The 23,410-nt window shown below is 61.5% G+C and carries 18 protein-coding genes, 1 tRNA gene and 2 pseudogenes; 8 read left to right on the forward strand and 13 right to left on the reverse strand.

Features of this window, described 5'->3' with window-relative positions; genetic code table 11:
- The coding region (locus tag H623_RS0109510; RefSeq protein ID WP_026939923.1) for a transposase at positions 1–272 on the reverse strand (272 nt) is incomplete at its 3' end.
- Positions 273–412: 140 nt separating this feature from the next.
- Between H623_RS0109510 and H623_RS0109515 the strand changes: the two genes are divergently transcribed.
- The gene (locus tag H623_RS0109515) at positions 413–1,429 is read left to right on the forward strand and encodes an amidase domain-containing protein (protein WP_022900710.1); all 1,017 of its coding nucleotides are present in this window, start codon (positions 413–415) and stop codon (positions 1,427–1,429) included.
- The gene (locus H623_RS21735) at positions 1,426–1,929 is read left to right on the forward strand and encodes a hypothetical protein (RefSeq protein WP_157560931.1); all 504 of its coding nucleotides are present in this window, start codon (positions 1,426–1,428) and stop codon (positions 1,927–1,929) included. The genes H623_RS0109515 and H623_RS21735 overlap by 4 nt, the downstream gene beginning before the upstream one ends.
- Positions 1,930–1,938: 9 nt before the next feature.
- Here the strand turns inward: H623_RS21735 and H623_RS21740 are convergent, their stop codons facing one another.
- From H623_RS21740 to H623_RS0109555, 7 genes and pseudogenes are all read right to left on the reverse strand, one after another.
- A complete protein-coding gene (locus H623_RS21740) occupies positions 1,939–2,118 on the reverse strand; it encodes a hypothetical protein (RefSeq protein WP_157560932.1) in 180 nt (59 codons plus the stop codon).
- Positions 2,119–2,260: 142 nt separating this feature from the next.
- Positions 2,261–2,386: a hypothetical protein gene (locus H623_RS22270; protein WP_022900712.1), complete on the reverse strand. Its 126-nt coding sequence runs from the start codon at positions 2,384–2,386 to the stop codon at positions 2,261–2,263.
- 157 nt (positions 2,387–2,543) lie between these two features.
- A pseudogene (locus tag H623_RS20740) lies at positions 2,544–3,495 on the reverse strand (IS481 family transposase); the annotation flags it as partial.
- 80 nt (positions 3,496–3,575) lie between these two features.
- Complete coding sequence (locus H623_RS21745; RefSeq protein ID WP_157560933.1) at positions 3,576–3,788, reverse strand: hypothetical protein; 213 nt, start codon at positions 3,786–3,788, stop codon at positions 3,576–3,578.
- A gap of 686 nt (positions 3,789–4,474) precedes the next feature.
- Entirely contained in the window at positions 4,475–5,509 is a 1,035-nt protein-coding gene (locus H623_RS0109540; protein WP_022900715.1) for a Gfo/Idh/MocA family protein, read from the reverse strand.
- A gap of 226 nt (positions 5,510–5,735) precedes the next feature.
- Positions 5,736–7,361, reverse strand: coding sequence for a glycoside hydrolase family 43 protein (locus H623_RS19000; protein ID WP_022900717.1), 1,626 nt, complete (start codon positions 7,359–7,361; stop codon positions 5,736–5,738).
- A gap of 665 nt (positions 7,362–8,026) precedes the next feature.
- Entirely contained in the window at positions 8,027–9,496 is a 1,470-nt protein-coding gene (locus tag H623_RS0109555) for an ABC transporter substrate-binding protein (protein WP_157560934.1), read from the reverse strand.
- A 186-nt stretch (positions 9,497–9,682) separates the two neighbouring features.
- Here H623_RS0109555 and H623_RS0109560 point away from each other — a divergent pair, with 186 nt between their 5' ends.
- Together H623_RS0109560 and H623_RS19005 are read left to right on the forward strand one after the other, a co-directional pair.
- On the forward strand, positions 9,683–10,456 hold the full coding sequence (locus H623_RS0109560) for a substrate-binding domain-containing protein (protein WP_245558972.1): 774 nt from the start codon (positions 9,683–9,685) through the stop codon (positions 10,454–10,456).
- A 136-nt stretch (positions 10,457–10,592) separates the two neighbouring features.
- Positions 10,593–10,814 (forward strand): annotated as a pseudogene (locus H623_RS19005) (transposase); the annotation flags it as partial.
- Between the two features lie 154 nt (positions 10,815–10,968).
- On the opposite strand, the gene H623_RS0109570 reads toward H623_RS19005, so the two are convergent.
- From H623_RS0109570 to H623_RS0109580, 3 genes are all read right to left on the reverse strand, one after another.
- Complete coding sequence (locus H623_RS0109570; protein WP_157560935.1) at positions 10,969–13,125, reverse strand: hypothetical protein; 2,157 nt, start codon at positions 13,123–13,125, stop codon at positions 10,969–10,971.
- 365 nt (positions 13,126–13,490) lie between these two features.
- Positions 13,491–15,782 carry a hypothetical protein gene (locus H623_RS0109575; RefSeq protein WP_022900722.1) on the reverse strand — a complete coding sequence of 764 codons (2,292 nt, stop codon included), beginning with the start codon at positions 15,780–15,782 and terminating at the stop codon, positions 13,491–13,493.
- Between the two features lie 46 nt (positions 15,783–15,828).
- Positions 15,829–16,314, reverse strand: coding sequence for a hypothetical protein (locus H623_RS0109580; RefSeq protein WP_022900723.1), 486 nt, complete (start codon positions 16,312–16,314; stop codon positions 15,829–15,831).
- Between the two features lie 198 nt (positions 16,315–16,512).
- Here H623_RS0109580 and H623_RS0109585 point away from each other — a divergent pair, with 198 nt between their 5' ends.
- Positions 16,513–17,532 carry a LacI family DNA-binding transcriptional regulator gene (locus tag H623_RS0109585; RefSeq protein ID WP_022900724.1) on the forward strand — a complete coding sequence of 340 codons (1,020 nt, stop codon included), beginning with the start codon at positions 16,513–16,515 and terminating at the stop codon, positions 17,530–17,532.
- A gap of 245 nt (positions 17,533–17,777) precedes the next feature.
- Here the strand turns inward: H623_RS0109585 and H623_RS0109590 are convergent, their stop codons facing one another.
- Positions 17,778–18,836 carry a LacI family DNA-binding transcriptional regulator gene (locus H623_RS0109590; protein ID WP_022900725.1) on the reverse strand — a complete coding sequence of 353 codons (1,059 nt, stop codon included), beginning with the start codon at positions 18,834–18,836 and terminating at the stop codon, positions 17,778–17,780.
- A 401-nt stretch (positions 18,837–19,237) separates the two neighbouring features.
- Here H623_RS0109590 and H623_RS0109595 point away from each other — a divergent pair, with 401 nt between their 5' ends.
- Both H623_RS0109595 and H623_RS0109600 read left to right on the forward strand, forming a co-directional pair.
- On the forward strand, positions 19,238–21,589 hold the full coding sequence (locus H623_RS0109595; RefSeq protein WP_157560936.1) for a hypothetical protein: 2,352 nt from the start codon (positions 19,238–19,240) through the stop codon (positions 21,587–21,589).
- A 301-nt stretch (positions 21,590–21,890) separates the two neighbouring features.
- The gene (locus H623_RS0109600) at positions 21,891–22,544 is read left to right on the forward strand and encodes a tyrosine-type recombinase/integrase (RefSeq protein ID WP_022900727.1); all 654 of its coding nucleotides are present in this window, start codon (positions 21,891–21,893) and stop codon (positions 22,542–22,544) included.
- Between the two features lie 76 nt (positions 22,545–22,620).
- On the opposite strand, the gene H623_RS0109605 is transcribed toward H623_RS0109600, so the two are convergent.
- Positions 22,621–22,695 (reverse strand) — tRNA-Arg (locus H623_RS0109605).
- A 125-nt stretch (positions 22,696–22,820) separates the two neighbouring features.
- On the opposite strand from H623_RS0109605, the gene H623_RS19010 reads away from it, so the two are divergent.
- Entirely contained in the window at positions 22,821–23,408 is a 588-nt protein-coding gene (locus H623_RS19010) for a PepSY domain-containing protein (RefSeq protein WP_022900728.1), read from the forward strand.
- Positions 23,409–23,410 lie beyond the last annotated feature (2 nt).

Raw genomic sequence — 23,410 nt, forward strand, 5'->3', positions numbered from 1 at the left:
GGGACATCGATCTGCACGGCCCCGACCTCGGTGAGCACCGTCTTCGACCGGGACCCGTTGCGGGCGTTCTCCCTCGTGCGGGGCTGATGCTTGTCATAGCCGAGGTGTTCGGTCATCTCCGCCTCGAGCGCGGTCTCCAGCACCCGTTTCGTCAACCCGGCCAGCAGGCCGTCCGGTCCGACCAGGCTCACGCCCTTCTTCTTCGCTTCCGCGAGCAACTGCTCGGCGATCTGCTGCTGATCGATGATCTCGCCCGTCACGGGATCAATCATCTCGACGACATCCGTCATCGCCTTACCTCTCAGTCAGGCCAGACCAGATACACCGTTTATCGGACACTCCCGCCGTCCTGGCCGACGTTCAGCAGCGCGTCGGGTTGTGCCTGAACGGAGGGACCGGGGCAGCCGCGAAGATGAACCGGAATCTGAGCGAGTTCGCCACCCAAGCACGAGTCTCCACCCTGTCTGGGGAGGCGTCAGCTCTGGCGGCGCAGATGCAGTTATTGGCTCAGTACGGCGAGGTCTTCGCGAGCGCATCTTCTGCTGTCAGCTTGGAGAACGTGTCTGTTCGCGGGTCTTCGGCGACTGCTGACGTCGTAGAGACGACGACGATCACCAGGCAGTCGGTCAACGGGCTGGCTCGCCCGGACTACGCGTACAGCATCCGGCATCACGCCGAACTTGTGAAGTCCGGTTCAACCTGGCTGGTCAACGATCTGAGCTGGTTCCCGGCCGACTCGATGGTGGCGACGCTCCCGCCGTCGGCCGAGACCCTACAGCAGTGGACGGACCCTTCGGTGAAGCAGATGATCGACTCAAAGATTCGTCACGGGGTCCCACGCGACAAGAAACTGATCCCTGATTCGCTGGTCGGAAGTAAGCAGCTGTCAGCGCAACCGTCTGCCGCTGCGGGGAGTTGGTATGTCGATACGGGCGCGATTGTCTCGTACGCCTACCAATGGTGGAACGGCACTAACACGTTCTTCCACTCGGCCAGCGACGACTGCTGCGATTTCGGATCGCAGTGTCTGTTCAACGGTGGATGGCCCATGGCATACAACACCACCGACTACAGCAGCGATTTGAACTGGTGGAACGACGCCCTCACCGACCAAGGCCACCCCACCTACTCGTGGAGTAACTGCAACGACCTCCTGGAGTTCGCCTGTGATTGGAACTCGCGGTTCTTCTTCGACCTTGCTGCGCCAGTCTGGCAGGGCGGCGACATCGCCTTCTGGATCTGGGACGGCGATACAACCCAGGCGGATCCTTACGATCACGTATCTGTGTGCACCAAGGTTGACTCGTCCGGGACCTACTTCTGCCAGCACACGCCCGACCAGAAGGACGTGTCTTACTCCTACTACGTGAGCACGAACCCGAGTCTTTTCGTCGCGGACGCTCACCCAAAGACGACAATTACCTCGTGACCAAAAGCTCTCATCGGCAGGGGCGCCGCCTACTAGGGTATGCGGCGCCTCTGCTTGCGCTCGGCGTCCTGCTGAGCGCATGCAGCATGGGCCTGGGCCAGCCCGATCCTTCATCAACCAACGACGCGGACCCGGGCTCGTTTCGCCCGCTTTACGACAAGGTTCTGGCCGCACTCGCCGAGCCGTCACGATCTGAGCTACCGGCGCTGCGGCAACTTCTCCCACACGAGCCCACCGAAATGCTCCAGAAGGCCGTCGGCCTGTGCGGGGACATCGTTCCCGGCACTAGACAACTTCACCTCTTGAACTCGCCCGATCCCTACCACATCATGACCGGGCATCTGGCCGGTCGGAAGCGAAACTCAACGGCCCACACCAGCTGCGGCCTCGCGCTGATGTGGGTGGCAGGTTCATCGCCCACCGGCGGAAGGCACTGGGAAATACAAGCATGGCCGCTCGACACCACGCCGAGTCCTACGCCGACACCATCAAATAACTGACTCCGAACCTCAATGCCGGCGAGCCTGCCCGCTGCGTCTGCGATGCTCGTCCGGGTCCTCGCGCTCCTCGACTGGGACGGGCGGCTCGGCGTTCAGGTCGCGGCTGTTGGGCCGGAGGTGTACCTCAGTGACGGTGTTCCAGAACCCGTCGCTGAGCAGCTGGTACGCCTCGTGAACGGCGGCCGGCACTTCGCCGAGTGTCCTTGCGCGAGGTAGTCCATCGCATCGAGAGGTCATCGATGTATCCGTCGCGGATCGTGACGGTGAAGGTCAGTGCTGGCATCTGTGAGCTCCCGTCATTGGTTCGGGCGGGTCCGGGGCCGTCCGATGGTCAGCCAGCGACACGCAAGCTGGTGAGCGCGGTCGTCCAGTCGCGTGCGATGCCTTGGTAGGCCTGGGCGATGTTCTCCGCCTCGGTGGCGGCGGCCTTCTCATCGGCCTGGTTGACGATGACCACGGCGTTCTGTGCGAGCTGGGCTGAACGGTCGTCGCGCCGGTGGCGATGTGCCCGGCTGAGTCGCGCATTCGGACCGCAGCCTGCTGACGACGCATCACCACACACCTCCCCATCAAGGTGTTGCGACGACCAGTTGAATCCGCCCAGTTTCCGTCGACTAGATGTATGAGGCCAGGACCTTGTTGACGCGTCGCGGCGTCGCGGATGCAGGTGGCTTTGCGTCGTGCGCGCCGCGGGGTCGGTGGTAGTTGTAATGCTGGTTCCAGACGTCAAGTGCGGCTGATCGTTCTGCCTCGGAGTGCCCGGCGCGGGCGTAGAGGAACTCCTCGGCGAGAATGCGGTTGTAGCGCTCGACTTTGCCGTTGTGCTTGGGCGTGTACGGCCTCGTGCGGCGGTGCTCTGCGCCGTCGAGGGCATCCCGTGAATGCCTGGGCGCGGTAGCAGTCGCCATTGTCGGTGATGATCCGTTCGATCTTCGTGATTCCGTGCTTGGCGAATCGCTCGCGCGCTCGGCCGAGGAACGCGATCGCAGTCGCTGCCTGCTCGTTCTCCAGCGCCTCGGTGTAGCCAGGCGGGTGTGCCCGTCGATCGCGGAGTGCAGGTAGACGTATCCTGTGCGCGTGCCTCGCTCCTTCGTTCGCGCGACGGCTCTGGCCTTAGCGCTGTCCCTTCCATGAGCGCGCCAGCCGCCGCCATCGGGAATGCGGCCGGCCCTCTTCACATCGAGGTGGACCATGTGGCCCGGGTGCTTGGCAACGATCTTCTTGACCTCGCGGTTGCTCTCCCCCGTCGGGTCGATGAACCCTCCGCCGGTTCAAGCCGAGCTGCGCGAGTATCCGGGTGATGGTGCGGCGGCTTACCGATGTTCCTGCTTGTTGCACCTCGAAGGCGATGCGGGATACGGACCACTTGTGCTTACTCCGCATCGACTCGACTTGCTCAACGAGAGACCCGGGTGTGGCGGTGGGCTGTCGAACGGGAGTTGACGAGCGGTCGAAGAGGCCGAGCTCTCCGAACTGCTTGTATCGGTTGACCCACTTCGATGCCGTCGCCCGAGAGATCCCCATCTCGGTGGCCACGTGCGCGATCAGGCGGGTGCGGCAGCGCTCACCACGATGGCCGGCAACAGACCGTGCGCAGGACGGTCAGCCGCGTCTCCGCACCGCGCGGTTAAGGGCAGAGCGGATCTCTAGAAGCAATCGGATTTGGCGGCGCCGCGGCGGAGATTTTTTTTTGGAAGGCCTGCGACGCTGGCAAAAGCAGCGAGCGATGCGCCGATAACGACCAGCGAGGCCTTGGCCCAAGGCGCGACGGTCGTGTCACCGATGGCCGCCGCGGCGACGAAGGCGCCCGCAGAGGCGGCGGCGATCGCCCACTGTGCCTGGGGGTGCCGTCGTGCCATTCCTCAATTCTAGTTCGGCGGCCTGTCACTCCCCCGTCCGCGGCCGGTGCGTCGCGAGGCTCCGCAGCAACCGGCGGAACAGTTCCACTGCGACCCTTCCGGAACCCTGCTAACGGATCGAGCTGGGGTCCGATTCAGGCCTGGTACGCACGTATCTCGCGGGGTGGCGCAGTGATTGTCCTGCTAGGGCGACGTCGGCGGAGACCTCCACGGTGATCGGCTCGATGAGCGTGAGCGGGGTGTCTTTCTTGGTGTTGAACCGGTCGTACGCGGTGGAGCGAATCACGGCCGGCCACGGGTGCTCACCAGCTGGCGCACGCAACTGTGCGATGAGGCTGGGGACTTGATCGCGCCGGATGGGAGTGGTGCGTCCGACGATGTGCAGCTCACCGTCGATGTAGCGCCCCAGGATGAGCTCATCGGGATCACGAAGAGTGCCGGTGAGGGCGCCGGCGACGAGTTCGAACGTGTCGCGGTGTTTGACCTTAACTTATTCCGCACCAGCAGCATCGACCAACGCGAACCTACAAAAGCCGCAGTAAATCACTGGCCAGGCGGCATGCCGGCGACATCAAACGACGTTCACCGACACGTGTCGACGTGGTCGTTAGCACATAATTTGGCACATGAACTCCGACCCGAGCTCACGTACGCGTTAGTGCCGTAGCCCGGATACCACCGCTATCTCACGTTCCCTCAGTGGGGAAACGAAGCCCGATCGCGCGGCGCCAGTCGTCGAGCACTCGCATGTTCCCGAGCGAGTCCTCAAGATCCATCACTGGCGCGCGCGTCACCCCCGTCCGGACGTACTCGGCGAACGCATCCACTTCCAGTGCGTATATTGGTCGATCAGCTGGTAGTATCCGCGATTCCATCGCTCCGCGGTGTTCGATAACGAGTTCAGGAGCACGCCCGTCGATCTCAGGCTGCCATGGATTGCGAAGCGTGATGCTCCCCTCGGTACCCCAGAGGCGAGCGACGGACGCGATGTCAACCTGGTTGCCGCACGTCACTGTAGAGATCAAGCCGGACTCGAACTCGAGTAGCCCCACTCCCCATTCGTCCACGCCGCTTGTCTGGCCAATCCTGGCGATCCCCGTCACGTTGATCGGGTCCGCGAAGCTAGCGCCTGAACCAATGCCGGCGACTAGGCGCGACAGAGAAACGCCATAGCAGCCGAGATCCATTAACGCACCTCCACCGGCTTCCCGCTGCATCCGGTAGTTCTTGTCCCCACCTCGCATGTTGCCTCCGAAGGAGCATTCCATCACTCGCACGTTGCCGATCTCACCCTTGGAGAGCAGCCTCGTCATTTCAGTGATCTGCGGATGTGCCCGGTACATGAAGCCCTCCATGAGGGTCACCCCGCTTTCACGCGCGACGGCAGCGGCATGCGCTGCCTCCGCTGCGTTCAACGCGATTGGCTTCTCGCATAGAACATGTTTTCCGGCGAGCGCGCTCCGCTCCGTCCATTCGACATGAAGATGATTCGGGAGCGCGATGTACACCGCGTCAATCTCATCGTCGTCGAGGAGTTCCAGGTAGGAGCCGAAGTGCTTTGGCGCGCCGTGCGCCCTCGCGAGCTCCGCGGCACGCCCTGCATTTCGGCTGGCTACGCCTGCCAGAGTGCCGCTGCGCGACAGGGACACACCTCGCGCGAACTGCGGTGCAATGTACCCGACGCCAAGCACGCCCCATCTCAACGGCACCTCATCGTCCATCACGCGACCGCCCCGATGCAGATACGCTCTCTGATCAGTACAATCTCCAAGCATCGGTTCGACTCCTCCGGTGCGGCGAGGCCGTACCACGCGTGAGCGGTCATGGAGCCTTTGCGATTGTCGGCGTCCACCGCGGCGCCAGAATCAATCAACTGTTCACGACGACCATGGATCACTTTGAGTCGACTGGTGACGCGCGCCAACTCCGGCCGAAGAGCGGGAGACATCAATTCCTTCCGACGAATGCTGTCGTCTTCTCTATCGTTCGGGCTGAAGATTCATTCGCCTTTCCATCCGGCTCCGGCAGGTAATCGAACCAGTCCACGTACGCTGGGCTCGACCGGCCGGCCGGAGACGCCGCGTAGGGGCCCACAAAGACCCCAGTGAAACCGCCGGCGAATTCCGTCGTGAGGAAACGCGCGTCAACGCTCGCTGCTGTGTGTACCAGTCCGTCGCAGCCCTCGATACTGAACCTGTAGTGATCGTCGTCGCCTACTACCCTCAATACGAAATCGCTGCCTTGGAGAACCGCCACGTCGGCGCAAACCTCGAGAGCGCCAACACGCTGACGCAGCGTAGCCTCGACACCTTCGGCGTGCCGCCGGATCGCCAGGGCGAAGAAGTGGGTTTCGTTCATCCGTACAGCGATGCCGGCTTCCTCATCTTGCTGCTCTGGGCGGTACTCGATACGGGTCCGCGCCACGAAGGAGTAGTGCTGCTGGCGGCGCCCAATGAAGCACGGATAGAGGCCATCGAGAGCGGATTTTGTGGCCACGAGGGTGAGCCATCCAGGCCGTGCGCCACAAACCTCGTCGACCTCAAGCGGGCGCCGCACAAACTGCCACTTGGGTGCGAGCGTCTGCAGGTCGAAGTCATCCCGCGCGTTGTGTTCGACTCTGGGTTCAGCCGCGAGCGCAGGCCGCGGCTGCTCGACCTTTATCTCACCCTGGTCTCCGGCTTCCGGCCAGTCGTCGTCCCGCCAGCGAACAGGTGCAAGCACTGTCTCGCGACCGAGCAGATGTCGCGGCCATTGGCCGACCGGCCGAATCCCGAGCGCTACAAGCCACCATTCGCCGTTCGGTAAGGTGAAGAGGTCGGCGTGACCGACGGCCTGTAGGGGGCTCGCCACGCTGCGATGGCTGACGAGCGGTCCCCACGGCGAAGCCTCGAAGGGACCCCAGGGCGAACTAGACCGACCGATCGTCACCATGTGTCCATACTCCGTGCCTCCCTCGGCAAGCACTAGGTAGTAATACTCGCCGCGGCGATACATGTGCGGAGCCTCGGGGTATCGTCCTCCGGTCCCGCCCCAGATGAATTGCGGCGCAGCCAGGAGACGGCCGGTGAACGGGTCGACCAGGGACTGTTGGATCCCCCGCACAAAGTCTGGGTTCTCGATATGCGGTCCCTCCGGTCGCGGCTCGATGTTCGACGTGAAGTAGACGTGCCCGCGGTCGAAGAAGAGCGACGGATCAATACCGTTTTGATCTACCCAGACCGGTTCCGACCATGGGCCCGCTGGATCTTCTGCGTGGACGATGAAGTGTCCGCCGCCCGAGACGTTCGTCGCTGTCACGAAGAAGTGCCCATTGTGATGGCGGATCGTCGGCGCGTAGATTCCTCCGGATGGCGGCGCGGACGAAAGATCGAGCTGACTCGGGCGGTCCAAGACATGCCCCAGCGGCGTCCACGAAACAAGGTCGGTACTGGTGAAGATCGGAATCCCCGGAAAGTACTCGAAGGAACTCACGACCAAATAGAATTGGTCACCGACTCGACAGATGCTTGGGTCTGGATGAAATCCAGGAATAACCGGATTGGTGAAAGTGCGAGGCGATATGGAACCTGTCATCCCCGAGCCACCCCAACCTTGAGCCGTTCGACAAAGCACTGCCGCAGCAAGATAGCTATCACGGGTATGACCGCGACGACGACAGGCTCCAGAAGACGACCCCACCCGATCGTGAACACTCCACTAGAGACCACCTTACCCGAACCAGAATTGACTAATATCGGCGGCAAAGAACATTGTTTACGGGAAAAGATGAAAGCAAGTACGGCGAGAGCGTTGATGCCACTCCTCGAAACCGGAGGATTCAGACCACGAATACACGCTGCATTGCGATGAGCCCGATATGCAACCCGATCAGCATGCGTCGCGACACCCTCATACGCTAGGTGCGGTCCATGCGCCCCCGAGTGATAATCTCCCCACCTCAAACATAGAATGGATGACTCTGGCCGAAGAGTGAACTGGAACTCATCGACAACCTCATCGAATGTTTCATGCACACGGGCCTCACCGCGCTCTTGAGTCGATGTACCACAGTGCCGAGGACCGTAAACACTGTACCGTCCGGCCGTGTTTTCCCATGTGGTCGACAACTATCCGAGTGGTCCATGTCCGCCGACTCCGACACGTCTGATAATCCGCTGGTCGGCGTTCCAGGAGCCACAGGACGCGACTTGATCATGGCACCGTATCCGTCGCGGGCGACGATTCAGTCGGAGGTCCGCTCAGCTTTTGACACTCGACATGAGCGCGGACTGCAGGGTTACCAGCGCCTCTTTCGCCGTCACCTTTCCACCCAACACGTTCTGAGCAAAATCCGCCATCGGCGATGTTCCGTCCACAAGTGGTGTATTCGCGCCCATCGCTTTCCCCGGCGCAGCCCAAGTCTTCATCACCGGTTGCCATTCGTTCACAACAGCCATGAGGTTCTTATCCGCTTGAAACTCCTTCGTATTGATAATTGACTTGAGAGGGGGAAGCGCGGTCATCGTACCTTTTGTCCAAAGGGGTGCCATGTTCTGGAAGTAATAGGTCAAGAATGCCTCCCCACTCTTTTGGCTTGGCGAGTCATTCCAAAGCATGATGTTGTTGATAAAGCAGAGAGTTCCCTTGTCGCCGTGGGGGCCAACCATTGGGGATCCGATGACCCCGTCCCAGCCAGCGCCTACATTATCTGGAAGTGTAGGAACATCGAAACCGAGTCCAAATTTTTGTGCCTTCCATTGCGCCGACACATTCGTCGTCGTGTACGTGGGTGCCCCCGGATCGGAATATCCCTTCCGAACCATCTCAATGAGGAAGTCAACCGCCTCGATATTCCTGTCGGTGACACAATCTGGCTGCTGATCTTCATTGAAAAGGCCGCCGCCGTTCATGATCATCCACGATACAATCGTCTGCCCGCCTTGGAAGTTGCCGGCTCCCGCACCTGTCCCCAGCCCGTACACGCCAATCTTCTTGAGAGCCGCGGCAGCTTCCAGGTATGTTTGCCAGTCCTTCGGCGGCGCCACGTTCGCCTTTTCTAGAAGCGACGGACTGTAGTACATCACGATGGCGCTCAAGTTCTGTGGAACCGCAGCCTGGTGCCCATCCTTCGTCTTCAACTGGTCAAGAAGCCCGGGGAGGATGTCGTCGTAGATCCCATTCTTCTTCCAGCTTTCAATTAGGTGGTCGGCGTACGCAATCTTGCCTTTGCTGACATATTCGAACACGGTGGTTCCTCCGCCGGAACTGACCGCTGGCCCGGTCCCTGACGCGACTGCCGAGGCGAACACTGCGGGGAAGTTGTTCCACTGGATGACCTGATACGTCACATCGGCGAGACCTGCCGCGGGCTTGTACTCGGAAACGATCTGCTTATCAAGAGCGTTGAAGCGCTCGTTGCCCATGGGCATGTCCCAGAACTTGATCTTCTGCGCACTGGCACCTTCACCCGACGTTGAGCACGAGCTAAGCAGGACGGAAATCGATGTTGCTGCGGCGAGTCCGACGAAGCTACGACGGGTCATGCCGGCCTTGTGCGACGACAGTGTCACGATGTCTCCCTGGGTATAGGCTGGTTCCGAAATTGTTTCGTGAACTTCTATGCTGGTTTCAGGATGGACTATCGAAGTTGGTAAGTCAAGCATGTTGTTCAGCGACCGGTTCTGCTTGAAGGAGATTCTGTGAAAGTGACGTTGAGAGACGTGGCGCATGAAGCCGGCGTCGCCATGGGGACGGCCTCAAAAGTGCTAAACGGCAGGCCTGACGTAGGGACCGGTACTAGGAATCGCGTGTTGGAAGCTGCTCGCCATCTCGGGTACCGACCTCGATCCGGTTCTTGGCCGGACGAAGACTCCCCAACGCGTTCGATACTTGCGGTCTTGGATGGCGTTACCACGATGTATTCGGCCACCGTCCTTGACGGGATCATCGATGGGGCGCGGTCGATGGGACTCGAAGTCCTAATTCGTTCCGGCGTCGAGGGTGTTGCCGGTGACCTTCCTCACGACTGCGTGGGCGTGGTCGTCGTGACCGTGGCCGCCACATTTGTTGACGATTCCGCGATGGCGAGGCTGAGGGTTCCGGTTGTTGGTATCGATCCACACCAGCCGACGAGCCGGGAAATGATGACGGTGAGTGCAACCAACTGGCTCGGAGGCCGGATGGCTACAGAGCATCTCATAGAGCTGGGCCATCAGCGCATAGGCTGGCTCGGTGGCTTTGACAACACGGCGGCATCACGCGATCGACGGGATGGCTACCGCGCGGCGATCCTTCACGCCGGCCTCCCGCTTGCTACCGAGTTGGAGCTGAGCGGATCGTTCTCATATGAGAGCGGGCTGAAAAATATTCTCGAGCTCCTCGCCCTCCGAGAACCACCTACCGCTGTGGTTGCCGCGAATGATGAGATTGCGCTGGGCGCCATGGAAGGGATCCGATCGCTTAGCAAGTCAGTTCCCGGCGACATATCGGTCGTTGGGTTTGACGACACACCGCAAGCACAATGGTCGACTCCGCAGTTGACGACCGTCCGCCAACCTCTTCTCGACATGGGGCGGATAGCTGTCTCGATGGTGTTGTCGGCCGCGGGTGGTGGAATTGTCGAGAGTAAACACGTGCAGGTCCACACCAGTCTCGTTACTCGCAGCTCCACAGCCCGACCTCGGCACTGAGCCAGGGTCGTCCTACTTCTCAACCGTCGCCCGATTGACGCACTCCATCGAGCCTCCCTCCCGCTGGAGGGGTTATATGTTGCTGCGCCTACCCTTCGAAAGTTGCGCCAATCGCTACTCCGCTGAACGAAATTGTTTCGCTGCGACCTACGCTGGGTACCTGCGCGGTTCGAACGAGCACTTCAACGGGCGGCTCCGCCACTACCTCCCCGAAGGCACCAGCTTCGACAACCTCACCCAAGACGAGCTCGACGAGTTAATCGCCGAGATCAACGACCGGCCCCGCAAGATCCTCGGCTGGGCGACACCCGCCGAGATCTTCCACGAGTTAGCCTGGGGACCCACCACCACAACCTGACGTTGCACCTCGGACTAGAACCCGGGGGGCCGTGTCGCCGCAAGTTCGCAAGCTGTCGCGTTGTCGGAAATCTGATGGCCGCCGGGCGCCCATCAAGACATCCGCCAGAGGCTCATTCCCTGGAGCGGATACCTGCCTCTGAATTGCTCCGTGGTCAGCTCGCGATGCCTGCACGGATGGAGGCGAAGTCGAGCATGCCGTAAACCTCCCGGACCGTGTCCAGGCCGCATAGCGCGGCCGCGTTGACAAACCCGTTACAGGTATCGTTGTCATCGCCCTTGCGCTTGCCGACCGCGCCAGAGAAAAGAGCGGTCTCGGGCGCGCTTAGCCAGTATGAGGTCATAAACCCTTCGCACTGGATTCCTGGTGCCGCGTACCCGAGCATCTTGCCCGGGATGGAGAGCCCCTGCTGCATTCCGTTCAGCACGAGTTCGCAGATGTCGACGAACTCCGGGATTGCCGCTGCCGTCGCCACATCCAAGAGGTCGCCCACGAACTCAAGCAGCACATCTTCGATATAGGAGCCTGCAGGTATGGCGTCACAGATCGCCCATCCGGTGGTTTTGAAGTCGGATTCCTCAAGTAGGGACTCAGCAGGGAACGGAACATCCCAGAGGAAAAGCCACGAGCTCACCACTTTCGCTGCACGGACAGCAGCTTCCAGGTGGCGCTGCTCCCCACCAACCCTAAACGCCGTGATCAGCGATCGCATGGCGAACAGCACACCTGTCGAATCGATCTTTACGGACTTCACCTGCGTCGTGTCGTTGAGACCGCCGCAGTACAGCACGTCCGCCACATAGGTGTCGGCCACGAAATCGGCGGCGCGCAGTGCGGCATCTTTGTACTCTTTCTTACCGGTCAGACGGTGCAACGCGGCAAGCACGGGGACCGGGAAGATCGTTCCGGAACGCTGCTCGACATGGCCACGCCCAAACCACTCCTCGGGCCTAGTCAACGGCTCGCCGGACGGACTGTACCCCCGGTACCAGGATCCGTCACTCTCCTGCGTTCGTAGCAGGAAGTCACCAAGACGCTCTCCGGCTGCAAGCCACTCGGCCTGCACGATGCCGTGACGTGACTCCTCCTCGTATGCGAGCAATATGGAGTACATCGCTTCACACATGGTTCTGGTGTAGTTGCCTGACACGTCGCGGAGCTCGGCGGCGATCGGGATGAGCGCATCTGTGATCTGGCTGCCCAGATAGGCACGCACTTCATTCTCGTCATTCGAGTATTGGAATGGCATAAGAATGCCTGTGAACCATTGGACGAATCTCTGGCTGCGCGTGTCGTACAGGCCCTCCGCGAAGCCGTTCTCAGACTGGCATTCACGCACGAAGAAATCATTAACCTGACGTCCGCGGGTGATCCACAGCGGCACTCCCTCCCGGTGACCCCGTCGAATGGACGCGAGAGCGTGCATCGACTGCGCCCCGGTGAACCCGAATTCCAGCAGCGAGCCCAGCGTCTGGCCGTTGCGAGGCGAGAAGTGCGTGAGATACCCCGCTGGCCGGCGCGGGTCCTCGTCCTCGCTCCACGCCCGGAAGTATTGCTGGGTTAGTGCGAACCGGTGATGAGCGAGCTGTTCCAGCGGCATCGGCAGAGGCGTCGGCGCGGTCTTCAGGCGAAACCGCTGTCGTTCGCCGACGCTCCAAATCGCCTCAGTGAGGTCCGGCGCCTCGAAGACTCTTAACTCGTATTGCACGGCCGCCTGGACACCGGAGACTGCGGGCAGGAACCCTTCCCATCCACGCCCTGTCGTGTCAAGACCGAAGGTTCGCTCCTCGCCGAATGGATAGCCAGCGCGCAGGCGAAGGGGTGTCTCTGCTTCGCTGATTAGGCCGAGAGAGCCGATGTCGGACTCGCTGACAATCCTCCCCGAAATCAACTCGTCGTCCGACAGAGGATAGTCAAACTTCGGGGAGAGGGTCCTGGCTAGAGAGAAACCGAGCCGCGCGCTTGGGAGGTAGGCGAGTACGGCGAGCTGACCATTGCGGTCGTCTCGATATTCCTGGACGTACGAGCCGAGGTAGTCCTCCTTGCCGTCCAGGTTAGTGTCGTTCCGGTTGTACAGCGCCCCGGGAATGAAGAACTGCCACTCCGCGTGCGCGGCCGGTAGTGCTGAGTCCACGAGAAGTTCAGTGCGGACCCCTGCTACTCCTCCGCTCTCGTCGACCCTGATGGTCCGGTCCACAACAAAGCCATCCTGAGCGTCCGAGCGCGACCATTGGTCCTCGACGCGCACCCGTGTCCCGTCGCCCAACTCACGATCGAATTGGCAGGCGAACGTCCCCTCTCGTTCGTCCACGGAGTCGTATCCGCCTGACATGACTTCCTGGTCTGTCGACCGGATCCGGACCGGAACGGCCAGACTGAGCACATTCACGCCTGCACGGCGAACGCAGAGGCCGACTCCCGTTGTTGACGGTGACGGGACTAGTTCAAGGGACATCGTTAACTCCTTTTGCGTGGATTCCAGAGTAGAATTCTTGCGTTTTTGGCCTAAGCGCTCTGCGTGACGTATTCAGGTGTGCAGTGCCTCGATACAACTTGACCGGCCGCGGAAAGACATCGTCGAACGCCTAGCTCGCATGATGCTGACGGACATGCCCGAGGTGGAACGGAGCAGTGCACCGAATCACGGCGAGCGATGTCTCAGGCCGTCTTGTACGTTCACGCGTCGCCGAAGGCTTTGGCCCTGATTTCGTCGTAGTCGAGGGTGCCGAACGATTCGCGGAGGTCGTAGATGCCGTAGGCGGCTTGCCCGTTGGTGAGCGCGTTGCATGTGTCGTTGTCGTCGCCCTTGTGTTTGGCGACAGCGCCGGAGAACGAGGTGGTGTCGGGCGCGCTCAGCCAGTACGACGTCATGACGCCTTCGCACTGGATGCCTGGTGCGATGTAACCGTGGTCGTTGGTCGGGGTCGACAGGGCGTATTGCATGCCGTATTGGACGAGTTCGGAGACGTCGAGGAGTCCGGGCTCGCCTGCGGCGACGGCGACGTTGGCGAGGTCGCCGGTGAATTCGAGGAATTCGTTGTCGAGGTAGCCGCCGCCGGCGATCGAGTCGCAGACAGCCCAGCCGGTTGATTTGAAGCCGCCTTGAGCCAAGAGCGTTCCCTCCGGGAACGGGACGTCCCACAGGAACACCCACGAGGAGAGGATCTTGCCCGCTTTGGCCGCGCCGTCGAGGAAACGCTGCTCGCCGGTTGCTACGTACGCCTTCCAGAGGGATCGCACGACGAACATGAGTCCCACGGAGTCTGTTTTGACCGATTTGATGTGCGTGGTGTCGTTCAGGCCGCCGGCGTACATGACCGGGTCGACGTAGGTGCTGATGATGAAGTCCGCCGCGGCGCGAGCAGCGCTCAGGTACCGGTCGTCGCCGGTGAGATCGAACAGTGTTGTGAGCACTGGGATCGGGAAGATGGTGCCGGTCTTCTGTTCAAGATAGGAGCCGCCGAACCAGGCTGCCGGTGACATGAGGCCGTCGCCGTCGGGAGAGTAGGCGCGGAACCAGGATCCGTCGTGTGCCTGGGTCCGCAACAGGAAGTCGCCGAAGCGTCGGCCGGCTTTCAGCCAGTTTCCGTGGCCCTGTGGGTTGCGTTTGTAGGTGAGCAGGATCGGGTAGATCGACTCGCACATGGTTCGCAGGTAGTTGCCGTCGACGGTGCGCAGTTCTTCCGCGATGGGCGCCAGGGCGCCGGCGATCTGGCGTCCCACGTGCCGTCTGATGTCATCGCTGTCGGACGCATATTGGAAGGGCATCAGGATGCCCGTGAACCATTGCGTGAACGTCCCGTTGAGCGGGTCGTAGATTCCTTCGGAGTAGCCGTTTTCGTGCTGGAAGTGCTCGACGAAGAAGTCGATAACGGACGCGGCTCGATCAACGTAGAGAGGGACGTTCTTTTCCTGTCCCCATACCGTTTGAGCGTATGCGAGAAGACTCTGGTCGCCGGAGAATCCGAACTCGATCAGCGAACCTTGCGTTTCTCCGGTGCGCGGGGAGAAGTGCACGAGGTAGCCGGCGGGTTTTCTGGCATCCTCGGTCTCTGCCCAGTCCCGGTAGTACAACTGCGTAAGCATTTGACGATGCTCCAGAGACTCCTCGAACGTGACGTCAGGGGCCGGACGTGCCGTTCCCAGCATCTGATACTGATGCTGGTAGAGGTCCCAGATCGCCTCCGTCAGGTCAGGCGTGGCAGTCAATCGCAGTTCATAGGTCAGTTCAGCGAGCACACCCAACCTGTTCGGGGCGAAGGCAGCCCATGCGGAGGCGTCCGTGTCGAGACTGAAGCTGTTCTCCTCGAAGAACGGGAAGCTGGCTCGGAGCCGAACCTGCCCGCCATTGCTCGGTGCGACACCGAGGGAGCCGATGTCGGTCTCCTGCACGAAGAACCGGTCGCTGAGATCTATGTCGCTGACCGACGTGTCGAACGTCGGTCTATTCAGGCGGGCGAGGGACGTGGTGAACCCGCTCGGCTCGTGCCGAGCGAGGACCGCGAGCGTGCCGTTCTTGTCGTCTCGGACGTCCTGAACGTACGTGCCGAGGTAGTCTTCCCGGCCGTCCAGGTCGTTGTCGTTTCGGTTGTAGAGCTGGCCGGCGATGAAGTACTGCCACTGAGACTCGTCGGCTGTCTCGAGGTCTGAGAAGACATCGATCCCCACACGCAATCCCGCGGCCTCGCCCACTTCCTCGACAACCACGATGCGCTCCACCCGCACGGCACCCTCGGCCGACGTGTAGACGTCATCGACCCGCAGGACAGATCCGTCAGACGTCGCTATCCGGGCCGAGGCAAGAACAGCGTCACCGCTGCTTGAGACGCTCTCGTATGCGAAGGTTTGAATCTCTCCGCCGAGCGGCTCGACGAGGATGGGCCGAGGCAGTCGCATGCCGCTGGTGTCGGTGCTGAGTCGCACACCGCCGTCGTCGAAGCTCAGCTGGGGTCGAAGTGTCGTGGACACGTGGTTCCTTACTTGTCGTGGTGCTCGTCGGATGTCAGCAGCCGGATCAGAGGCGTGCCGCGTTGGTCTTGAGTTCAGCCTGAAGAGCGGTCAGCGCTGACTTGGCGTCGACGTTCCCGCCGAACACGGACTGCGCGAAATTGCTCATCGCGGGTGTTCCGTCGACCGTCGTGACCGTGGCTGTCATGGACTTCCCGGGTGCCGCCCACGTCTTCGCGATCGGCTGCCAGATGTCGGCGATCTTCTTGTTGTTCGGGTTCGACTGGAACTCTTTGGTCTCAGTGATCGACTTCAGCGGCGGAACGGCCCCCATCGTGCCCTTGGTCCACATCGTGATGCTGTTGATGAACCCCAGGGTTCCCGTTCCACCCGAGGGCGACTTCAGCGGAGTCCCTACGACTCCGTCGGGATTTCCGGTGACGCGCCCTGTCAGCGTGGAGACATCGAGTCCCAGCCCAAACTTGCCCGCCTTCGCAAGCGCAAGGAAGCCCCGGCAGCGGAACGCCGCGACCGTGCTGCTGTGTGACTTCATGTCATGGGTCCCCTGAAGACGGCGTATCCGCCTCATCTTTCGTTGAATTGTTGCTTCCGGCTGACCTTCATCACCGTAAAACTAACACGCATTAGTTGCAACTCTCCACTTAGAACTGCACCGTTGCTCAAGCGCATAATATTGAGAAATGCACGCAGAGGTGCTGGATCACAGGAAGTCGACCGGAAGGAGCACACGATGGCAGGCCGCACGACCATGGCGGACATCGCTCGGATGGCGGATGTATCGCCGGCCGCAGTCTCGTTCGCACTGAACGGACGCCCGGGCGTGTCCGACGCAACCCGCGAGAAGGTCATCGCCATCGCCGGCCAGGTCGGTTGGTACCCGAACGCGGCGGCTCGAGCGCTCGGCGGCTCAAGGGCCGGGAGTGTGGGGCTGGTAATCCGTCGCTCAGCGGCGAACATCGGCCAGGAGCCGTTCTATTCGAACTTCATGGCAGGACTCGGCTCACGGTTCACTGCAGAATCAACGGCACTGCTGCTTCAGTTTGCGGATTCCGAGAACATGGAATTGTCTACCTACGCGCGCTGGTGCACTGAGCGCCGCGTCGACGGAATCGTCTTGCTCGACCTGCGCATCAACGACCCACGCCCGCAGGCGATCACCGAGATGGGTGTTCCCTTCGTGGTGCTCGGAAACGCCAACTATGCGAAAGGATATCCGAGCTTCGGCATTGACGACGCAACCATCACCTACAACTTGGTTGGCCGCCTCGTCGCACTAGGCCATCGGCGTCTGGCACGGATCGAAGACATGCATACAATGGCGCACACCGCCGTACGCACAAGCGCCTTCGTCAGAGCTTGCGCACTCAACAATCTGCCTACCCCCGTCCTGCTCGAAGGTGATGCATCGACCGCGAGCGGGCGGGCTCAGACACGACACCTGCTCGATTCGAACCGCCGACCCACCGCAATCCTCTACGACAATGACGTCATGGCCGTTGCTGGGCTGCACACCGCACTGGAAATGGGCGTCACCGTTCCGGACGAGTTGTCCCTAATCGCCTGGGACGACTCGATCCTGTGCGAGGCGACCAGCCCGCAGCTCGCAGCACTTCGATACAGCGTCTATGACCTCGGGCAATCCGTCGCCGACATGCTTCTCAACCTAATCGACGACGGAAGGCGTCCAGTGCCGCACTTGGAAGATCCCGTTCTCATCGAACGCCGCAGCCTCGGGCCAAAACTGAAGTAGTTCGCACTGACGAGAGAGTCCCCGACACCCATTCGAGCAACCGCAAGCGGTCTCTATGTTTGTGGCACGTCCTCGACCGACTCCGCAAGCCCAAGGGATACTGCAGCCGGCGTACGGCGCCTGTCATTGAATCGGTACCCAGTCCGGCGCCGGACCACCACCGCGGTGTCACTGTACGGCAGCCTCTCCGATGAATTGAAGACACGGGGCATTGCCCCGAGGCCTTGAGCACGGAATCCGTGCGGTCAAGACGCCGGCCCTACCGAGGTCGTTCCGATACTGGCCCTTCTGACGAACGTTGGGACGCTATGGAGCAAGGCACGCGGTCTGGCTCCCTGGACAAGATCCACCAGTGCACGAGCGGATTGCGATCCGTAACTGAGCACATCGCGCCGCATCGCAGAAAGGCTGGGAGTCATCATCTGGCAGAGCAACGAATCGTCCCAGACCATGACCGAGACGTCGTCGGGAACCCCAAGGCCCCGCTCATTTACCGCCGCGAGAACGGAAATGCCAACGAGATCGTCGTCGCACATCACGGCGGTAGGACGATCCGGCAGGTCGAGGACGGCCTTCGTGAGTGCCGCGATCGACTCTCGTGAATTGTCCAGGTCAAGGAGGACGGGATCTGGCAATCCTGCATCTGCGAGTGCGTCAACCATTGCCTTGGTCCGGACACGGCTGTGCAGAAGGGTATCCGACTCGATGATCCGCGCGAAGCGACGGTGGCCGAGACGCATGAGTTGCGCAACGGCCGCACGCATGCCCGTATAGTCATCCGTCCACACAGAGGTGACCGATGTACTCTCGACCGGCCCACCCGCGATCACAGTCGGCAGGCCGAGCTCTTCAACAAGACGGATCCTTGGGTCATTCGTACGCGGGTCCAGGAGCAAGACCCCGTCAACGGTTTTCCGTGCAGACCATTTTTCGAGAGTCAGCATCTCCGAGGCAACGTCAGGGACTACCTGAAAGCAAAGCGAATAGCCGAGGCCTGAAAGTGCCTCACTGACGCCGGCAGTGAATGACCCGAAGAACGGCTCCGTCGCCACCACCTCTGCGGCGCGGCTAATGACGAGGCCGATCGTCTCGGAGCGCGTGGAGGAGAGGCGTCTGGCGGCCTCGTGTGGAGACCAGCCGAGGCGCTTCGCCACCTCGACAATATGCTGACGCGTCTTATCCGAAACGCCACCCCGGCCGTTGAGCGCGTACGAGACCGAGGCCGTGGATACCCCCGCCGCACGGGCAACGTCCTCGATTCGCGGCCGACCTGGCGTCGAGGATCCAGATGATTTGGAGACCATGGTTGCATCTTAAGCGATTAAGTGATTCTCTGAAAGCGCCGCCCGGACAGCATCGCGGGGAGACCCCAACGCCGGCAGGACGGCGACGATTCGATGGCGAATGCACTGGCATTGGATGGACATGGAACTGCGGCGAGCACACGACGAAACACCTTTCGGGCGAAGGATGGACAACAGGTCATGACAGCCCCAATCCGCTGTACCAAACCGTCTTCAGGGGGAGACGAGCTGCGACGACCTCTCGGCTGACCGCAACGCCTGCGGGAAGTTGCCCAAACGAATACTTCGGCGATAGAAGCTTCAGCTTCGTTTACCTCTAGCGCCTGGCGCTTAAAAACTCGCCATGCGCCGGCCGACTGACACTCTCTCTTCCGCCAGATTAACAATGAAGAAGGAAATCCATGACCAATCTAGAAACCGCCTCCAGGCCAGCAATGACTCCCTTCGCCGCGGCGAACGGTAGGGGGCTGAGCCTTACCATCGCCGGCCGCCAGGTGTTCGACACCGCCGGCCCCGTCCGCCTCATCACCGACGACGGCGTCGCGAGCGTCCACGGCTACGATTCCGTCGAGCGGGACGGAGCAGCGGTCGTCGGCCGCTTGGACACGGTTCTCGCGGACGGAACGCGCGTCGCCGTCGTGGACACGTGGTCGCCGTCCGCGGAAGGGGACAGCGCCTTGATAAACCGGCGGTTTTCGGTCGAAGAGGCGGGTACGGCTGCCGGCGTCCGCGCAGAATTCGTGGTCGAGGGCACCGTCGACGCGCCACAGCCAGACTGGCAGTTCTACGTAACCGGCGCGCTCTATAACCGCAACGACACGGACCTCGATGGAAAGGAGGACTACCTTGGCGGCTACGTCCAGGAATACCGCGACGATCGCAACGGGCACTTGGCCGTTCTCGCCTACCTGCCGCAGGAGCGTTTAGGGCTTTCCTTGGCCCGAACCACTGTTCCTCGCTACGATTCGGGGATATCCGAGGGCGAGCTCCGGAGCGGCGTGGTCATCAACGATTCCGACATCGGCTCGCTGGGCATCGACTCTCGCGAAGGCGAGCCGTTGCGGCTGCGGGCAGGCTACCCATTCGGGGAGGAAGTTACCTTCAGTCTGGAGACAAGCGGCCGCGGGTGGGCCGGCTTCCTGCCTGTTGAGAAGAATCGGGCCACTACGGTCGACTACGAACTCCGCGCATTCGTTGCAGACGACATCACGGAAGCAATTTGGGGTGTCACGCAGAGACAGATCAAGCGCCTCGACGCCCACCCTGCTGAACTCCCACTGCCCATGGAGGAACTCGAGCGGCACCGCTTCCTCTTGACCCAACTCTACTTTCGGGAGTCGGACCCGGAGGTAGACCCCAAACGGCCTGCCGGTTATATGACCCACTTCTCACCCCGAAAGGGCGAAACTCAGGGTTCGCTCCTCGAATACGGCTTTACGGGCGCGCAGGCGCTTCACGCTCTCAACGCGATCCGTCGTGGACACCGCGAGGACGTTCCGTTATGGACCGACCGTGCACGTAAGGTCCTCGACTTCTTCGTGAACGAGATGCAGGCAGAGAACGGCTTCTCCGAGGGTATTTACGACATGAAGAGCATGGAATTCGTCCGGTGGTTCACCGGGATCCTCCTGCCATTTCAGTACTCGGAGGATGACTTAGCGGCGCGCGCATACCTCGGGAGCCAGATCACCGAGGCCCTGATGCCCATCGCCCGAAAGCTGCGGACGGTGCCGGGCAATTACATGCGAACGATGTGCGAATCTACCTACCCGCTTCTGCTCGCCTACGAAGCAGAGTCTCGCTATGGCGTCGACCAGAGTGCATGGCTCGCCGCAGGCGAGAGGTTTGGTGAGTTCCTTCTTAATACGCAGGGTCAGGACGGAGCTTGGTTCCGAGCCTACTCACCGCAAGGCAAAGGGCTTACGGATCCAGTCGAATGGTTCGGTAGGTCATCGATCGAGCAACGGTCGGGCACGATTTTCCCGATTGAGGTGCTCAGCGCCCTGTACCGAATCACGGGTAACAATCAGTACAAATATGCCGCACTTCGAGCCGCCGACTACATCTCGGAGACCTATGTGCCCGAGATCTTGTACTGCGGTGGCCTCAACGACACGTCGCACATAAAGTCGGTGAAGATCGACGCGGTCGCGGTCATGTTCGCGATGCGGTCGCTCATAATGGCTTTCAAGCTGGGTAGCGATCGGCGTCACCTCAATGCCGCGGTAAAGGCGGCGAAAGTCCTCAGTTCCTGGCTGTTTCTCTGGGATGTTCCATTCCCGAAGGACACCCTGTTGGAAGTCGGCGGATTCCGGAGCACGGGATGGGCCGTCTGCGACGTTATTCCCGGCGGCGGCTACGTCGATGACGAGTTCCTCGAGTTTGTCGGCGACATGCTCGAAGTCGCGCACGCCGCCCATGAGCCCGATCTTGTCGATATCGTCGAGCTAGTGCTGACAGGCATGCAATACGGACTCTCCATCCCAGGTAACATGCTCGGTTACGCTGCGCCCGGTATTCAGTGCGAGGGTTATCTGACCTCCTACTGGCTGAGCGCGCCCGAGGAGACAGCGTTCTCCGGGGCAGTGAACAAGAAGAAGGGTGACGACAACGATACTTGCAATGGCCTGATCAATGCCCAGGCCTTGTACGGTCTCGACGCGCTGCGTGACACTTTCGGCACAACCGACATCACCGAGATTCGCCAGCAGGTGAATAGGGTGACAGCGGCGAGCTCGAAGCCAGTGGTCTAGATGAAGGTCCCGGCGTGAGCCGGGACCTTCATCCCAGTGCTACCGCCGGCTAGTCCGTCTTTATCTGGACCCAGCGTTGAGCGAGACCAAACTCACCGCCGTCACGCCGAGCAGAATCCGACGTCTATACAAAGACCTCGCTACGCACGGCGGCCACGATGGAAGCCCCATCTCCGCCAACACGATTCGAAAGGCTCACGTCGTTCTTGGTTCAATCCTCGATGCGGCCGTCGATGACCACCTCATCCCAACCAACCCTGCGCGCCGAACGAGACTCGTTAGACCGCCGACAGGGAAGCAAGTGCGCGCACAAGCCGAAGAGCTGGTCACCTGGTCGCTCGCGCAGGTGAAGAGTTTTCTGGATTGGGATCGAGACGAATATCGCGACCGGGACTACACACTTTGGCTCACTCTTGCGATGACCGGGATGCGACGAAGCGAGGCACTCGCCCTCCGCTGGTCAGACGTCGACGTGGATCGCCAAAGGATTGCAATCCGGCGCGCGGCAGACAGCATCGAGATCGGAACGACGAAACTGCCGAAGAACAGCAAAGCACGGGTCGTTGACGTCGACGACGACTTTCTCGGCGCCCTTAGGACCTGGCGCGCCACGCGCGGGGCGATCTCGCTTGACCTTGCGCGGCCCAGCGCCTATCTGTTCGGCGATGCTGCCGGACTCCTGATCAATCCAAATCGCGTAACCAACCGTTGGAGCGTACGGGTGAAGGCATATCAGAGGGCACACCCCAACGCAGAATTGCCGTCACTACCGCTTCACGGGCTTCGCCACAGCCATGCCACCGCACTCCTCGAGGCCGGTGTGCATCCCCGCGTGGTCCAGGAACGCCTTGGTCACAGCACCATCACGATCACGATGGAGATATACAGCCACGTGACGGACACGATGCAGCGGGACGCAACGGATCGCTTGACTGCGCTTTTTCGCAGTGCTTAGCACATGGTTTGGCACATGGTGCCGAAACCCGGGTCCGTGTGGAACACTAAATTCCTGATCAGATGCACAAAACACTTGGTGCCCCTGGAGGGACTCGAACCCCCAACCGTTTCCTTAGGACGGAACTGCTCTTCCATTGAGCTACAGAGGCTGGCCGTTCAATCTTACCGGTCTCCGATGCGCGAGCACGCGCATCGGAGCGCCAACCCTACCGGGTACCGACGGCCGTGCGCCAGCCCGCCGACCGTCCCCGGGAATCGTGCCTATGGTTCTTCGATGATCAAGCCGACAGAACACAAGACCACGAGGATGCCGGCACTCGCGATCCTCTTCGCTGCGGCGATCGCGCTCTCCGCGTGCACCGGCGCCCCCGACCACGGCACGTCACCGGTCGACCCGTCGACGCCGGCGGCAACCGCGTCCGGTTCGACGGCGAGGAGCAACGAGACATTGATGGCGGCCGCACGCACGGCGCGCGATGCCGTGGGGAGCGGCACCGTGGCATCCGTCGATCAGGATGCGACGTCGTGGGAGGTGCTGATCGTCGCCGCCGACGGAACGGAACGCGAAGTGCACGTCGCACCGGACGGCTCCTCCGTGATCTCGGGTCCGACCGAGCACGGCACCGATGCGGAGGATCGCACCGAGAACATGAAGCACCTCGCGGACGCCAAGCTCGATCTCGCGGGGGCCGTGTCGAAGATCGTCGCCGCCTCTCCGGGCACGATCACGGAACTCAGCCTCGACGACCACGCCGGCGTCACCGTGTGGGAGGCCGACGTGCGCGACGCGCAGGGCGTCAAGCACGAGGTGCGCATCGATGCGGCCAGCGGCCACGTCGTGACGAACGTCACCGGCGACTGACG

This window comes from Humibacter albus DSM 18994 (assembly GCF_000421825.1).
Classification (GTDB): Bacteria; Actinomycetota; Actinomycetes; order Actinomycetales; family Microbacteriaceae; genus Humibacter; species Humibacter albus.